The sequence below is a fragment of the Pseudoalteromonas sp. CO325X genome (assembly GCF_004208955.1).
Classification (GTDB): Bacteria; Pseudomonadota; Gammaproteobacteria; order Enterobacterales; family Alteromonadaceae; genus Pseudoalteromonas; species Pseudoalteromonas ruthenica.
Genome location: NZ_SGPG01000034.1, coordinates 46241 through 62038, shown reverse-complemented (window position 1 = coordinate 62038; position 15798 = coordinate 46241). Strand labels below are relative to the sequence as shown.

10 protein-coding genes are annotated in these 15798 nt (G+C 48.7%); 5 read left to right on the top strand and 5 right to left on the bottom strand.

The features are described 5' to 3' along the window. Positions 1-249 precede the first annotated feature (249 nt). Both EXT46_RS18010 and purU read left to right on the top strand, forming a co-directional pair. The gene (locus EXT46_RS18010) at positions 250-3678 is read left to right on the top strand and encodes a PAS domain-containing hybrid sensor histidine kinase/response regulator (RefSeq protein ID WP_130148975.1); all 3429 of its coding nucleotides are present in this window, start codon (positions 250-252) and stop codon (positions 3676-3678) included. Between the two features lie 39 nt (positions 3679-3717). Then, a complete protein-coding gene (gene purU / locus EXT46_RS18005) occupies positions 3718-4551 on the top strand; it encodes a formyltetrahydrofolate deformylase (protein ID WP_022946947.1) in 834 nt (277 codons plus the stop codon). Between the two features lie 3 nt (positions 4552-4554). Here purU and EXT46_RS18000 read toward each other — a convergent pair whose 3' ends face one another. The 3 genes from EXT46_RS18000 to acs form a co-directional block, all read right to left on the bottom strand. Further along, positions 4555-4959: an ACT domain-containing protein gene (locus EXT46_RS18000; RefSeq protein WP_022946948.1), complete on the bottom strand. Its 405-nt coding sequence runs from the start codon at positions 4957-4959 to the stop codon at positions 4555-4557. Between the two features lie 17 nt (positions 4960-4976). Then, positions 4977-5633, bottom strand: a complete 657-nt coding sequence (locus EXT46_RS17995) for a response regulator transcription factor (RefSeq protein WP_045978517.1) — start codon at positions 5631-5633, stop codon at positions 4977-4979. 92 nt (positions 5634-5725) lie between these two features. Continuing rightward, positions 5726-7666, bottom strand: a complete 1941-nt coding sequence (gene acs / locus EXT46_RS17990; RefSeq protein ID WP_130148973.1) for an acetate--CoA ligase — start codon at positions 7664-7666, stop codon at positions 5726-5728. Positions 7667-7944: 278 nt separating this feature from the next. Between acs and EXT46_RS17985 the strand changes: the two genes are divergently transcribed. Together EXT46_RS17985 and EXT46_RS17980 are read left to right on the top strand one after the other, a co-directional pair. Further along, on the top strand, positions 7945-9075 hold the full coding sequence (locus EXT46_RS17985; protein WP_022946951.1) for a DcaP family trimeric outer membrane transporter: 1131 nt from the start codon (positions 7945-7947) through the stop codon (positions 9073-9075). 163 nt (positions 9076-9238) lie between these two features. Beyond that, positions 9239-11377: a TonB-dependent siderophore receptor gene (locus tag EXT46_RS17980; protein ID WP_130148971.1), complete on the top strand. Its 2139-nt coding sequence runs from the start codon at positions 9239-9241 to the stop codon at positions 11375-11377. A gap of 170 nt (positions 11378-11547) precedes the next feature. Here the strand turns inward: EXT46_RS17980 and recA are convergent, their stop codons facing one another. After that, a complete protein-coding gene (gene recA / locus EXT46_RS17975) occupies positions 11548-12597 on the bottom strand; it encodes a recombinase RecA (RefSeq protein WP_130148969.1) in 1050 nt (349 codons plus the stop codon). A gap of 72 nt (positions 12598-12669) precedes the next feature. Further along, positions 12670-13176 carry a CinA family protein gene (locus EXT46_RS17970; protein ID WP_130148967.1) on the bottom strand — a complete coding sequence of 169 codons (507 nt, stop codon included), beginning with the start codon at positions 13174-13176 and terminating at the stop codon, positions 12670-12672. Between the two features lie 24 nt (positions 13177-13200). Between EXT46_RS17970 and mutS the strand changes: the two genes are divergently transcribed. Beyond that, positions 13201-15780 (top strand): DNA mismatch repair protein MutS, encoded by a 2580-nt coding sequence (gene mutS, locus EXT46_RS17965; protein ID WP_130148965.1) that lies wholly within the window; start codon positions 13201-13203, stop codon positions 15778-15780. Positions 15781-15798: the final 18 nt, after the last annotated feature.

The window sequence follows — 15798 nt, the reverse complement described above, 5'->3', positions numbered from 1 at the left end:
TTCAGACCTTAGTCGTAACAAAAACTTAACGTCAATAACACCGAGAACACCATTTCAAATAAACATATAACTTTCATAAGGTTAGAGATCGAAACAGATAAAATCAGGGCGTTTCTCAAAGGTGAACAATGGCTTAATACATTAGTCTAATAACCTTAAGTCGCATGCGCTGAGCACTTAAAAATCACTGCTAAATAAGCTGCGGGTTTGCTATGGTATTTGCTACTAATAACAATAACGCTGCGGCTTATGACCCTCGCTCTTATCTTTGTATCCTTGGTGTACATCTCCTTGCTGTTTTGGTTGGCAAATTGGGGCGACAAAACCACGCCTTGGGCCAAATACATTAGTCACCATCCCTTTGTGTACGCACTGTCTTTAGGGATTTATTGCACCTCGTGGACTTATTATGGCTCAGTGGGCACAGCGGCGAGCAGCGGTTGGAGCTATCTGCCTATTTTGCTGGGCCCGGCGTTACTGTTTATTTTCTGTCAGGGCTTTTTACGCAAACTGGTATTGGTCAGTAAAAAACAAAATATCACCACCATTGCCGATTTTATCTCTGCGCGCTACGGCAAGCGCCAATTGAGCGCTATTTTAGTCACGTTTATCGCGCTGATGGCCACCATTCCTTACATTGCGTTGCAACTTAAGGCGCTTTCCAGCAGCTTTTTACTGCTCCCCGGCGGGGCTCAGGTATCCGGCACTATACTGGCGCTTAGTGGCGCGCTAATCATGGCCGTTTTTGCCATTTTCTTTGGTACCCGCAAGGTCGATGTCACCGAGTATCGCTCGGGACTGATGCTCGCGGTGGCCTTTGAATCCTTGATAAAGTTGCTAGCACTCATTTTCGTTGCAGGGCTTGCGGTGTACACCCTTTATTCGTTGCCCGGTTCTGTCTCCCTTGACGCAATCTGGCAGCATTGGCAAAGCTCCGATATGCTCAGCTTTGGCTTTATCGGTCAAACCTTGATGGCCGCCGCTGCAATTATTTGCTTGCCACGTCAGTTCCACGTCACCGTGGTTGATAATCAGGATATCCGTCATTTAAAGACCGCACGCTGGGCTTTTCCTCTATACCTTTTACTTATTGGCGCCATGATCCTACCCATCGCCAGCGCCGCCATCATGCCGCAAATCGGCCACGGACACAGTGCTGATAGCTTTGTTCTCGCCTTTCCGTTAAGTACTGGACACTGGTTACTCACTACCTTCGTGTTTATCGGTGGACTATCGGCCGCGACCGCGATGATTGTTGTAGCGACACTGACCCTAAGCACCATGGTGTCTAACGATGTGGTGCTGCCACTGATACTCAAGCGTAAGTTTCGCCGCAACCAAATTAACCGCAGTTATCGAGCCCGCATCTTGTTAGTCAGGCGCTTTACTATTGCCGCCATCCTGCTGCTTTCCTACCTGTACCAACAAGTATTTGGTCACGGCGAAACGTTAGCGTCTATGGGATTGGTTGCTTTTTCGTTAGTAACTCAGTTGCTTCCGGCTATTGTTGGCGGCTTATACTGGCGCCGAGGCCATGCATATGGCGTGTATGCCGGACTGACTGCCGGAGTGATCTGCTGGATGCTGTTTTTAATGCTACCCATTATGAACACCCCCACAGTGTTAGATAGCACCGCGCAGCAAGAATTGATTACTCAAGGAACATTGATCGCGCTATTCGCCAACATTTGTTGTTATATCAGCTTCTCCCTTGGAGCTCAGGAGCGATTGATAGACCGTATTCAGGCCGCCGCTTTTGTGAACCCCAAAGAGCAGATTAACTTCGCCAAGCGACTAAACAAACACGTTAATGCCACGGTTTATGACTTTAAGGTACTGCTGCAAACCTTTTTAGGCGCCCAGCGCAGTAGCCAAGTATTGAGCCACTACCAAGCCAACGACGAGCTCAATGACAATAATGCCCAACCCTCGAATGAATTTATTGCTTATTGTGAGCGCGCTCTTACTGGGGTACTAGGGGCATCGTCGGCGCAAGCATTGATACAAACGGTGGCCAGTGGTAAGCAATTAGCCTTTGAGGAGGTGGTCAACTTCTTTGATGAAACCACCCAGGCGTTGCGATTTAACCAAAACTTACTCTTTACCTCATTAGAGAACCTCAGTCATGGCATCTCAGTGGTCGATAAAGACTTAAATTTAGTCGCGTGGAACAAACGTTATGCCGAAATGTTTAACTATCCCGAGGGTTTTTTACAACAAGGCCAACCGATTGAAGAAGTGATTCGCTACAATGCGCAACGTGGCGAGTGTGGCCCGGGGGAGATTGAGCATCATGTGGAAAAGCGCGTCCGCCACCTGCGTAATGGCAGCTCACATCACTTCATTCGCCATCGGCGCAGCGGTCAGGTCTATGAAATGATAGGTAACCCGCTCCCAGACGGTGGTTTTGTGACCAGTTTTTCGGATATTACCGCACACATGGCGACACAAAACGCGCTGGAGGAAGTGAACATGGACTTGGAGAATCGCATTGAAGCGCGCACGCAAGAGATCCGTGCAATCAACCAAGATCTCAAAGCACAAATGGCCAGCCGAGAACAAACCGAGCAAGCCCTAAAAGCGGCCAAGCAAGAAGCCGAGCGCGCCAATGACAGTAAAACCCGCTTTCTCGCTCTAGCCAGCCATGACATTTTGCAGCCGCTGAATGCGGCGCGCCTCTACCTTGCGGCAATTGATGAGCAAACATTAACCCCGCATAACGCCAGCAGCTTAGATAAACTCGGCGATAGCCTCGATAGCACCGTCCATTTGATGTCAGCCCTGCTCGATATTGCCAAACTCGACCAAGGCGCGATGACCCCCAGTCCGAAGCATTTTCATATCGACGATATATTAGCGCCGCTGGTCAATGAGTATGCCATTTTATGCGCCGATAAGGGCCTCGAAATTACCTTGCGCTCGCGCAATGATGTGGTTCATAGCGATATCACTTATTTGCGCCGAATTTTACAAAACCTACTTTCTAATGCCGTTAAATATACCGAGCGCGGCAAGGTGCTTATTGCTTGTCGTCGCCGTAAACACCATTTAAGTATTGAAGTATGGGATACCGGACTGGGCATTGGCGAGCGTGAACAACAAAAGATATTCGACGACTTTTATCGCGTTGAATCTGGCGATAATAAAGGCGTGGGGCTCGGCCTCGGCGTTGTCAAGCGCATGGTAGACCTGCTCTCACACCGGCTAACAATGCGCTCTACTTTAGGCCAGGGGAGCTGCTTTAAAGTAGAAGTTCCTTATGGCAACGCGCAGCGTATCAGCAGCCCTACAGAGCAACACACCGGTGCCCGCGCACAAGCTCATTATGATGTACTGGTCGTTGATGACGAAGCTGAAAACATCACCGCCATGACCCACCTATTACATAAGTGGGGTGCCAACAGCCACGGTTGCTCCAGTGGCGAGCAAGCACTCGAATGGGTGCAAAACGGGGGGGCTATCGATGTGATTCTAATGGACTATCAACTTGGTCATGATGAAGACGGCTTAAGTCTTATCGAAAAAATACGCGCCCTGCGTGGCCCCATACCGGCTATTTTAATTACCGCAGTACGCGATGACGAAGTAAAACAAAAAGCGAAAGAAGCGGGTGTTCACTATCTTTCTAAGCCAGTAAAACCCGCAAAGTTAAAGGCACTGTTAAATCATTCTCTTTAGGGCATAATGCCTAATGTGTTCACACATTAGGAATGAGGAATGAAAAAAGTACTATTGGCGCAATGCCCCGACGAAGAGGGGTTAATCGCGAAAATTACCGGGCTGTGTTTTGAGCATAACCTGAATATTACCCGCAACAACGAATTTGTTGATAAGCAGCATGGGCGTTTCTTTATGCGCACTGAGCTGGACGGAAACTTTGATAACCTTGATTTACTAGCCGAATTGCAGGCATCACTACCCAGTGGTTCTACGCTTTCCTTGCATGGCGGTGAAGCAACCAAGGTGGTGCTGCTGGCCACCAAAGAAGCGCACTGCCTTGGTGGAGTGTTACTTAAGTGCTTCGAGCAGGCATTAAATATTGAAGTGCAGGCAGTGATTGCCAACTACCCCGACCTCGCGCCTTTAGCTGCTGGGTTTAATGTGCCTTTTCACTGTATTAGCCATGAAGGCCTAAGCCGTGATGAGCATGATGCTTTAGTTGGCGATAAAATCGCCGAGTATGCCCCGGACATGATTGGCCTTGCCAAATATATGCGTATTCTCAGCCCCGAATTTGTCGCCCGTTTTAGTGGTCGAATAATCAATATTCACCACTCTTTCTTGCCTGCTTTCATTGGCGCTAAGCCATACCATCAAGCATTTGAGCGTGGCGTTAAAATCATTGGCGCCACAGCCCATTTTGTTACTGATGAACTTGATGAAGGCCCCATTATTATGCAACAGGTCACGCCGGTGACTCACGCTGACAGCGCCTTGAGTATGGCTAAAAAAGGCCGCGACGTAGAGAAGCAGGTATTTTGTAAGGCGCTTGAGCTTGCCGCCGAGCACAAGCTCTTCATAAATGGTAACCGAACGGTGGTATTTGACTAAGCTTTACTGGTTATCGGCGCTCAGCGCTTGCAGCGCCGATAATGCCTGCTCGGCCTTGTTGCTGGGAACAAACACGTGATCATGATAAAACGCAGCGATAATGTTGGCACTGATATCCGCCGCAGCTAAGGTGTCCGCAACGGCAGCACTGAGGCCCACTGCATCTAAAGCAGAATGAACATTCAGGGTGATCTGCCGGTAGGTAGTGGCACTATCAAAACCAGCTTGTTGCGCCGCATTGGCCTCAAGTACCAGCGTCATACCTTCTTTTTCACTAAACGCAGCAAGGGGATTAAGCTGAGTATAATCAGATAACAACCCCGGTACACAACAAAAAACATACTCTTGGGGCTGTAATTGTGGTTCAAGATTAGCTAACAGGGTATGCAGATCCGTAATTGCGCTCATAGTTCCTCCAGTGGCGATTATTCGCTTTGATTTTCAAGAGGCTCCAACTGTAGCTTTGAGGCAATTAACACCGCTTGGGTACGATTATAGACACCGAGCTTGCGGAAAATCGCCGTAATGTGCGCTTTCACTGTCGCCTCAGAAATATTCAACTCATAAGCAATTTGTTTATTCAACAAACCTTCGTGCAAGTAGCTTAACACCCTATACTGTTGCGGTGTCAATGAAGCGACCTGAGCCGCCAGTTCTTTATCCTCACCGCTGATCGCCTCGACCTTGTCTTTGATCTCCTCAGGCAGCCACGTATCGCCCTCTAACATGTGCGATATAGCATCAGCAATTTGCTGTGCCGAAGATGATTTGGGAATAAAGCCCATGGCACCGTAGCCCATCACTTTTGATACTATATGTAAATCTTCACTGCCAGAAACCACAGCGATAGGAAGGTCAGGGTAATCCTCACGGATGCGGATCAAGCCATACAAATCGCCATTACCAGGCATGTGCAAATCCAGCAATAAAATGTCTAGCTCTGGCTGCGCATCGAGTACCGCCAAGGTACTGTCGAAGGTATCAGATTCAAACACTTCTAGGGGGGTAAACTGCTTTGTCAGTGCCCCTTTTAATGCTTCACGAAATAATGGGTGATCGTCCGCGATTAAAAACTGACTCATGCTGTGCTCCTAAAAAAATCGGCCGTCATCGCTTGATGACAGCCGATAGTCTACGTTTAGAATCGTTCGTTAATCAAGTTCTTAACGCCTAATTAACGATTTAGACGGTTTTCAATGAGATCGTCCACCACACCAGGATCCGCCAGCGTCGAGGTATCGCCTAATTGCTGGTGCTCATTGGCTGCAATTTTACGCAAAATACGACGCATAATTTTACCTGAGCGGGTTTTCGGTAGTCCCGGTGACCATTGAATCATATCCGGAGAGGCAATGGGGCTAAGCTCTTTACGCACCCAGTTCCGCACTTCCTTAGTCAATTCATCACTCACCTGGACGCCATCGTTTGGGGTAATATAAACGTAAATCCCCTGCCCTTTAATGTCATGTGGATAACCAACAACGGCAGCCTCGGCGACAGCCTCGTGCGCCACCAAGGCACTTTCAATTTCTGCGGTACCTAAGCGGTGACCTGACACATTAAGTACATCATCTACGCGACCGGTGATCCAATAATAGCCATCCTCATCACGACGACAACCATCACCGGTGAAGTACACCCCTGGATAGGCTGAGAAGTAGGTTTGCTCAAAACGCTCGTGATCGCCGTATACAGTACGTGCTTGCGACGGCCAGCTATCGAGAATAACAAGGTTACCGTCAACCGCACCCTCAAGGTTATTTCCCTCGGCATCGTAAAGTGCTGGGGCAATACCAAAGAAAGGTCGCGTCGCTGAGCCAGGCTTCATGTCGGTTGCACCCGGCAGCGGCGTGATCATGATGCCGCCAGTTTCGGTTTGCCACCAAGTATCCACAATAGGACACTGGCTGTTACCAATATTTTCGTAATACCATGCCCAGGCCTCTGGGTTAATGGGCTCGCCCACCGAACCCAATACTCGCAATGATGAGCGTGTTGAACTGGCGGTGGGTTCATTACCTTTTGCCATCAGCGCGCGAATGGCTGTAGGCGCAGTGTACAGAATCGTCACTTGATGCTTGTCGACTACTTCCCCCATGCGCCCTGCACTTGGGTAGGTCGGCACACCTTCAAAGATCACTTGTGTACAGCCATTAACCAAAGGCCCATAAGCAATATAGCTGTGACCAGTGATCCAGCCAACATCAGCACTACACCAGTAGACATCGTCATCATGCACATCGAACACATATTCATGAGTCATGGAGGTATACACCAAATAACCGCCCGTAGAGTGCACGACCCCTTTAGGCTGGCCCGTTGAGCCTGAGGTATAAAGAATAAATAAAGGATCTTCAGCGTCCATCACCTCCGGCTCGCAGTGGCTAGGCTGATCAGCGACTAAATCATGCCACCACAGGTCGTGACTGTGCCACTGCACGTCACCACCGGTAAGTTGATGCACAATAACATGCTCGACCGTAGTCACCGACTCTTGGCTCACGGCCTCATCGACATTGGCCTTCAATGGCACGGTGCCACCGCCACGGCGACCCTCATCTGAGGTGATCACCACTTTAGCGCCACTGTCGTTGATGCGATCGGCGATTGCAGAAGGCGAGAAACCACCGAACACCACCGAGTGCACAGCACCGATGCGCGCGCATGCTTGCATCGCGTAGACAGCTTGCGGCGTCATCGGCATATAAATAGCCACACGATCGCCCTTACTAACGCCTAGTTTGCGCAGGCCATTAGCCAGTTTGCACACCTCATCATGCAATTGCTGGTAGCTAATATGCTCGCTTTGGCTCGGGTCATCTCCTTCCCAAATCAATGCTGTCTTATTGGCTTTATGTTCTAAATGACGATCAATACAATTATATGATGCATTGAGTTGCCCGTCTTCGAACCACTTAATGCTGATATGGCCTTTATCAAAAGAGGTATTTTTTACCTTTGTATAGGGGGTATACCAGTGCAAACGCTTACCATGTTCGGCCCAGAAGCCCTCGGGGTCATCTATGGACTGCTGATATAGTGCTTTGTATTTTTCGTTATCGACTAGTGCGTTGTTTTTGATGTTTTCAAAAACCGGATAAATGCTCTGTGACATAACCGTCTCCATATCTTTTGTTGCCTGTAGGCTTGCCCACAGCATTACTCAGGGCTGAATGTTTCAGTATTAGACCTTAGTATGAAATCCCACAAAATGGCCACAAACCTGCCTACACTCAGCAAGTTAACTAACCACATACTCAGAGTTCGGCTATACCTTAGTCGTAAGACCAATAGGTAATTGCTCAAAATCATGGCAACGACCATGTTTTCATAGCTAGCTTGCAACAGGACAACTTCATTATGACAACACAAAAACGACTAACAAAAACATTTATGGCGGTGTGCGCTGCGCTTGGCTCGGTAGTCGGTAGCGCTCACGCGGCCACCATTGGCGACACCGATATTAGTTATGGCGGCTACGTCAAAGTTGATGCCATGTGGAGTGATTACTCCGCTGGCACCATTTCTGGCGACAGTATTGGCCGTGACTTTTATGTTCCCAGTACCACCCCCGTCGGGCCAGACGCCGATACCGATGCAGTATTTGATATGCATGCCCGCCAATCTCGTTTTAATTTTGGTACCAGTACCAAAGTGAGTAACGGAAAAACAGTAAAAACTAAAATCGAGCTAGATTTTATCGGATCTGTCGGGGGCAACGAACGTGTCACCAACTCCTACTCACCGCGTTTACGCCAAGCCTTTATTACCTACGATGGCTGGTTATTTGGTCAAGCATGGTCTAATTTCCAGAACGTCAGCGCGTTGCCAGAAACTCTTGATTTCGTTGGCCCAGCGGAGGGCACGGTGTTCGCCCGTCAGGCACAAGTCCGTTATAGCGTTGGTAATTGGGCATTTTCGGCCGAAAACCCAGAAAGCTCTATTACCGTCAATGGTGCTCGAGTAGAAACCGACGATGCCAGCATGCCTGATTTCACTGCCCGCTATAATCACAAAGCGGACTGGGGCCATATTGCTGTTACTGCGTTGGCGCGTCAGCTAACATACAAGCAAAACGGCTTTGATGAAGACGAAACCTCGTTTGGGGTAAGTGTTTCAGGGCGCGTGAATCTCGGCTCCGACAACCTTAAGTTTATGCTAACTCAAGGCAAAGGATTGGGTCGTTATGTTGGCCTTAACGTCGCCCACGGTGCGGTATTCGATGGCGATGAACTTGATGCTATTGACTCAACCTCAGGGTTTATTGGCTATCAGCACCATTGGAATAATCACTTCAGATCGACTTTCCTTTATTCCTTCTTCAGCGCTGATAACAATACCGATTTACTCGCCTTCAGTGGCGACCCTACCGAAAGCAGCGTCAGTTACAGTGCCAACTTACTGTACTCGCCGGTTAAGAAACTCACCTTCGGAGTGGAGTTTAAACACGCAGAGCGAGAAACCGAAAGCGGCGCCGATGGTGACTTGGACCGCTTACAGTTTTCCGCAAAATATGCGTTTTAATAGGGTTTAAGCTTTAAGCGAGAGCCTTGCTCTGCAGATGTTGGATGATTTTTGGCCGCTTATTAAAAGCGGCTTTTTATTTTTCGCAACAAAAGTGTGTTTGCAAATCATTCTCACTCAGATTAGTCTATGCACGATTTTTAACTCTCTGTGCTAAAAGATTATGTCTAAGAAAAGCTTCACTTTAAGTAAAATAGCAACGCTTTGCGCCGTTGCCCTGAGTACTTCAGCTTTTGCTGAGCAAGCAAAAGACAAAGATATTGAACGTGTTTCCGTGTATGGTCAGCACCATAAAAACTACATCACCGAACAAGCGGACTCGGCGTCTAAACTCGGCATCACCATTAAAGAAACGCCCCAGTCTATCTCTGTGGTGTCTCGTGCATTAATGGATGACTTTTCACTGGACGACATTAACGCTGTATTAGAGTCAACACCGGGTGTCACTGTTGAGCAAATCGAAACAGACCGTACTTACTTTAAAGCCCGTGGTTTTGATATCACTAACTTCCAAGTTGATGGTTTAGGTATCCCTCAAGATGGTGGTGATGTGCATGGTACCCTTGATACCTCTATTTACGATCGCATTGAGATTGTCCGTGGTGCCAACGGTATTATGACTGGCGCGGGTACTCCTGCAGCGACCGTTAACATGGTACTGAAAAAGCCCACTTATACGACTCAAGCCAGTGCCTCTGCATCTGTTGGCTCGTGGAATAAAAATCGTTTAGAGGTGGATGTTTCTGGCGCCTTAACTGATAACCACGCAATGCGCGCAGTGGTCACTAAGCAGCGTTCAGATTCATACTTGGACCGCTACGCCACAGATTTAACCTTGGGTTACATCGCCTATGAAGGTCAGCTCACTGACAGCACTAAGGTATCAGTGAATTATATTCGTCAGTCAAAAGATGCCGATAGCCCTCTTTGGGGAGCCTTGCCATTGTTTTATGATGATGGCACTGCGACTGACTTCGACGTATCCACAAGCACGGCCGCTGATTGGTCTTATTGGAATAACGACAACGAACATATTTTTGTTGAACTGGAGCAAAGTTTGGGCACCTCTTGGTTTATACGCGCTCGCTACGCGCACATGACCAATGAGCAAGACTCCGAGTTATTTTATGTCTACGGCACCCCAAGTGCTGAAACCGGGCTGGGATTAACCGGCTACGCCAGTGAATACGACTATAAAGATCAGCAAAACCTTTATGATTTATACGCCACAGGTGATTTCTCGCTGTTTGGACAAACTCATAACTTAGTGTTTGGTGTCAGTAGCGCCGATATGAACTACCAAGATAGTTCACTTTACGACTACCTGACCGGGAATGGCTTCCCGGCGATGCCACCACTGGAGGATTTTGAAGGTAACGCACCTGTTCCTACTTTGACAGATGACCCTCTCAATCGTCCAGGAGGTTCGACTGTGGAGGCTGACCAAAAATCTGCTTACGCGTCGGCACGCTTCAAAATCACTGAGCCTCTAGCCATTCTTGCTGGTGGTCGTTATACCGAGTGGGATTCTGAGGGCCTATCTTACGGTAATTCCAAAGTGAACAGCTCAGAAGAGTTTATTCCTTATATTGGTGCTGTCTACGACTTTGCAGAGAATTACACTGTGTATGCCAGCTACACTGAAACCTTTGCGCCACAATCAGAGCAAGATCAAACCGGCATGGCTTTAGACCCAATCACCGGTGAGAGTAAAGAGCTGGGGATTAAAGCACAGTTGCTAGATGGTCAGTTGTTTGCCACTTTTGCTATTTTCGATGCTCTGCAAGACGGTATTGCCTTGCCTGACACCGCTCTTTCAACTCCTGACAACACGGTTTACTACGCTGCTGAAGGGATCAATAGCGATGGCTACGAGCTTGAACTCAGTGGTCGTCTCACTGATGACTTAAGTGCTAGCTTCAGCTACAGCCATGTGGATATTGAAGCCGGTGATGACGTCAATGAAGGTAAGCTAGTTCGTGATTACACCCCAGAAGACCAAGTTAAAGTGGCGCTGAATTATCAGGTCCCTGTAATTGAGGGTTTAAGCTTGGGTGCCAATTATCGCTGGCAAGCCAAAACGTCACGAGTGCAAAGCAATGGCACTATTCCTACGGTGACGACACAAGGTGCGTATGGCTTACTTGATTTAGTGGCCACTTACCAAGTGACTGAGCGCATCAGTGCCACCTTTAATGTTAACAACGTGACCGATGAAAAGTACCTGCACAGCCTTTACTGGGCCCAGGGCTATTACGGTGCACCACGTCACTATGCCTTCTCTATTAACTGGCAGCTTTAATTCCCTGTCTTAGTTAAACAGTAGAACGCCAAACTCTGTGTTTGGCGTTTTTTTATGTCTGGTCATTAGTCTTAAAGCCTAGCTAAAACTTATGGCAGGCGTGCCAGCGATGAAACTCCAGCCATAAAAAAACCAGCCCTTAGGCTGGTTTCGCTTACTCTTATTCTGTCTTACTCGCTCTGCGCTTCAGCAGCTAGCGGGTTGGTTTCACCGTCTTCAGGCTGAATGGTTGCTTTAAGCAGCAACATTTCCCGTAGCTTACCTTCAATCTCATTGGCAATCTCAACATTCTCTTTTAAGAACTTAATAGAGTTAGATTTACCTTGGCCGACTTTAGAGCCGTTGTAGCTGTACCAAGCACCGGACTTTTCAATGAGCTTGTGCTTCACACCTAAATCAATCAGCTCGCCTTCTTTGGAGATACCTTCACCATACATGATGATAAACTCGGCTTGCTTAAATGGCGGCGCCACTTTGTTTTTCACTACTTTGACGCGGGTCTCGTTGCCGATCACTTCATCACCGTCTTTCACTGAACCAATACGGCGAATGTCTAAACGTACAGACGAGTAGAATTTCAGAGCATTACCACCGGTAGTGGTTTCAGGATTACCAAACATCACACCAATCTTCATACGGATTTGGTTGATAAACACACACAAGGTGTTTGAGCGTTTGATGTTTGCCGTTAACTTACGCAGCGCCTGTGACATTAAACGTGCTTGCAAGCCAACGTGGCTGTCACCCATTTCGCCTTCAATTTCAGCTTTTGGTGTCAGTGCAGCGACCGAGTCAACAATGACCACATCAACCGCGCCTGAGCGTACTAGCATGTCACAAATTTCCAACGCTTGCTCACCAGTATCCGGCTGCGAAACCAGTAGCTCTTCAACGTTAACACCTAGCTTTTCGGCGTAGACAGGGTCTAGGGCATGCTCGGCATCGACGAAGGCACAGGTTTTACCATCGCGCTGGGCTTGAGCAATGACTTGTAATGTAAGGGTTGTTTTACCTGACGATTCTGGGCCATAAATTTCAACAACACGCCCGGTCGGCAAACCACCTATACCTAGAGCGATATCGATTCCCAGTGAGCCGGTAGAAATGGCTTCAATATCCAAAGCCTGGCTATCACCGAGCTTCATAATTGAGCCTTTACCGAATTGACGCTCAATTTGCGAAACCGCTGCACTTAAGGCTTTTGATTTGTTATCGTTCATGCTGTTCTCCAAAATCGTTCTGTGCCACACGCTGGCTTAATGTGTCTTAGTATACTGTATGGAATTACAGTATCAAGCAGATTCTATAATTTTTACCGTCATCGCCAGAGCATGAGCTATTGCTTGCTCACGCACGTACGCGCGATCGCCGCTGAATACCTGCTGTTGCACGCTCACCTGCTGATTAAAGAACACCGCAAACCACACCAGTCCTACCGGTTTATCATCACTGCCGCCGTCGGGACCGGCAATGCCTGACGTGACCACCGCCACATCAGCCTCTGCGGCTTGTGCTGCACCAATAGCCATTTCACGCACGGTTTGTTCACTTACCGCGCCATAATCGGCCAATGTTTGCTTGCTCACGCCCAAGCGCTCGTGCTTAGCTTCATTGGAATAAGTCACCATCGCTTCGGCAAAATAACGCGAGCTGCCGGGGGTATCGGTAATGGCATAAGCAATGCCCCCCCCGGTGCATGATTCAGCGGTAGTGATCATCATCTGCTTATCCGCTAGAATAGCGCCGAGCTGGGCAGCAAGGGTTTTCGTATTGTTCGTTGACTGGTGCTGTAAATTCATAACCATCCTTATTCGAGTGCGTGCATGTCAGCAAATCTCTACAGTGAAGATAATATAAAACAACAAACCCCGATGATGCAGCAATACCTGCGAATAAAAGCGCAACATCCCGATATTTTGCTGTTTTATCGTATGGGCGATTTTTATGAGCTGTTTTTTGATGATGCCATTCGCTCCGCCGAGTTACTTGATATATCACAGACCTATCGTGGCAAAGCCGGCGGCGAACCTATTCCCATGGCCGGTGTCCCCTACCATGCGGTGGAAAACTACCTCGCTCGCCTAGTACAGCTCGGTGAGTCGGTGGCCATTTGCGAACAAGTGGGCGATCCGGCAACCAGCAAAGGCCCGGTTGAGCGCAAAGTCGTACGTATCGTCACCCCGGGCACCATCACCGACGAAGCGCTATTAAAAGAGCGTCAAGACAACTTGTTAGTTAGCGTGTATAAAAACCCACAAGGCCGTTTTGGCGTTGCCTATTTAGATATCAACTCCGGACGCTTTAATGTCGTTGAATGTGCTGACAATGACGCATTTAAATCCACTTTGCAACGCCTTAACCCGGCCGAACTGCTCTATCCAGAAACCTTTGCTGATATGGCGCTTATAGAGCATATTAAAGGCACTCGTCGACGTCCGGAATGGGAATTCGATTTAGATACCGCCGTTACCGCACTATGTCAGCAATTTGGCACCCAAGACTTGATTGGCTTTGGTGTTCATGAAGCAAAGTTAGCACTGACTGCCGCTGGCTGCCTATTACAGTATGTCAAAGACACGCAACGTACCGCCCTGCCCCATATTAAAGGCATTAGTCTCGAGCAAGATACGCAGGCCGTGGTACTCGACAGCGCCACCAGAAAAAACCTTGAGCTTACGCAAAACCTCAGTGGCGGTCTGGAAAACACACTCGCGGCCGTACTCGACAAAACAGCAACGCCTATGGGCTCGCGGTTATTGAAACGTCGCATTCACAACCCTATTCGCTGTCGCAAGGAGCTCAACCTTCGTCTTAATGCCATTAGCACCATCATCGACCAAGCGTGGTATATGGAGTTGCAGCCACTGCTGCGTGCTGTGGGCGATGTTGAGCGTATCGTTGCCCGATTAGCGCTAGGCAATGCGCGCCCTCGCGATCTATCTCGCTTGCGCGCAGCGCTGGAGCAACTGCCTGAGCTACAAAACATGTTAGCGACCAGTCAGTGCCAGCGGATAAAGCAAATTGCCACCGCCAGTCACCCCAATGATGAACTACTGCAGTTACTGACACGCGCCATTGTTGATAACCCACCGGTATTGATCCGCGATGGCGGGGTGATTGCTGAGGGTTACAACGATGAGCTTGATCATTGGCGTAACCTCTCGCAAGGGGCCACCGATGTGCTCACCGCCATGGAAGAGCGAGAGCGCGAGAGCACCGGTATTAGTACTTTGAAAATTGGCTACAACAAGGTGCATGGCTTTTATATTGATATTAGCCGCGCGAACTCTCACTTAGTGCCAAGCCACTATATTCGTCGTCAGACCCTGAAAAATAACGAGCGCTATATCATCCCCGAGCTCAAAGAGCACGAAGATAAGGTGCTAGGTAGCCAAACCAAAGCGCTGGCGCTGGAAAAGCAGCTCTATGATGAGCTATTCACCCTCATTGCCCCGCACATAGATGCATTGCAACAATTGGCGACGGCATTAAGTGAATTAGACGTACTGAATAACCTAGCTGAACGCGCGCAGACGCTCAACTACGCGAAACCTGAGCTGCATGAAGGCGACGGCATCGCCATCAGTGAAGGACGTCACCCTGTGGTTGAGCAGGTGATGACAGACCCCTTTATTGCCAACCCGGTGGAGCTCAATAATCAACGCCGAATGTTGATGATAACCGGCCCGAATATGGGCGGTAAATCAACCTATATGCGCCAAACGGCACTGATTGTGTTAATGGCTCATATTGGCAGCTTTGTGCCAGCGGCACAGGCGCAAATCGGCTTGGTCGATCGTATTTTCACCCGTATCGGTGCCAGCGACGATCTCGCCTCTGGCCGCTCGACCTTTATGGTTGAGATGACCGAAACAGCCACCATTTTAAACAATGCCACGGCCCACTCGCTGGTGTTAATGGATGAGATTGGTCGCGGTACCAGTACCTATGACGGTTTGTCGCTCGCCTATGCCACGGCAGATTACCTGGCTCACAAAATTAATGCCAAAACCTTATTTGCCACCCATTACTTTGAGCTTACAGAGCTTGCCGAGCATGAATCAGGGTTAGTAAACGTGCACTTAGATGCCATTGAACACAACGATACCATTGCCTTTATGCATAAAGTCTTAGAAGGCCCTGCAAGTAAGAGTTTTGGCTTACAGGTCGCGGCATTAGCGGGCGTGCCTAAGGCGGTGATCAACAGTGCTAAACGCAAACTCAAACAATTAGAGCAACAACCAGCAATTAACGCCAACACCTCGAGCACACAAGCGCAGCTGGATTTATTGGCGGAGCCCGAGCCCAGTGAGGTTGAAAATGAGCTCAGTAATATTAACCCCGACGATCTAAGCCCGCGTCAGGCTCATGAGTTGTTATACCGGTTAAAAGAGCTGCTATAGAAACGATAAAGCCCGCAA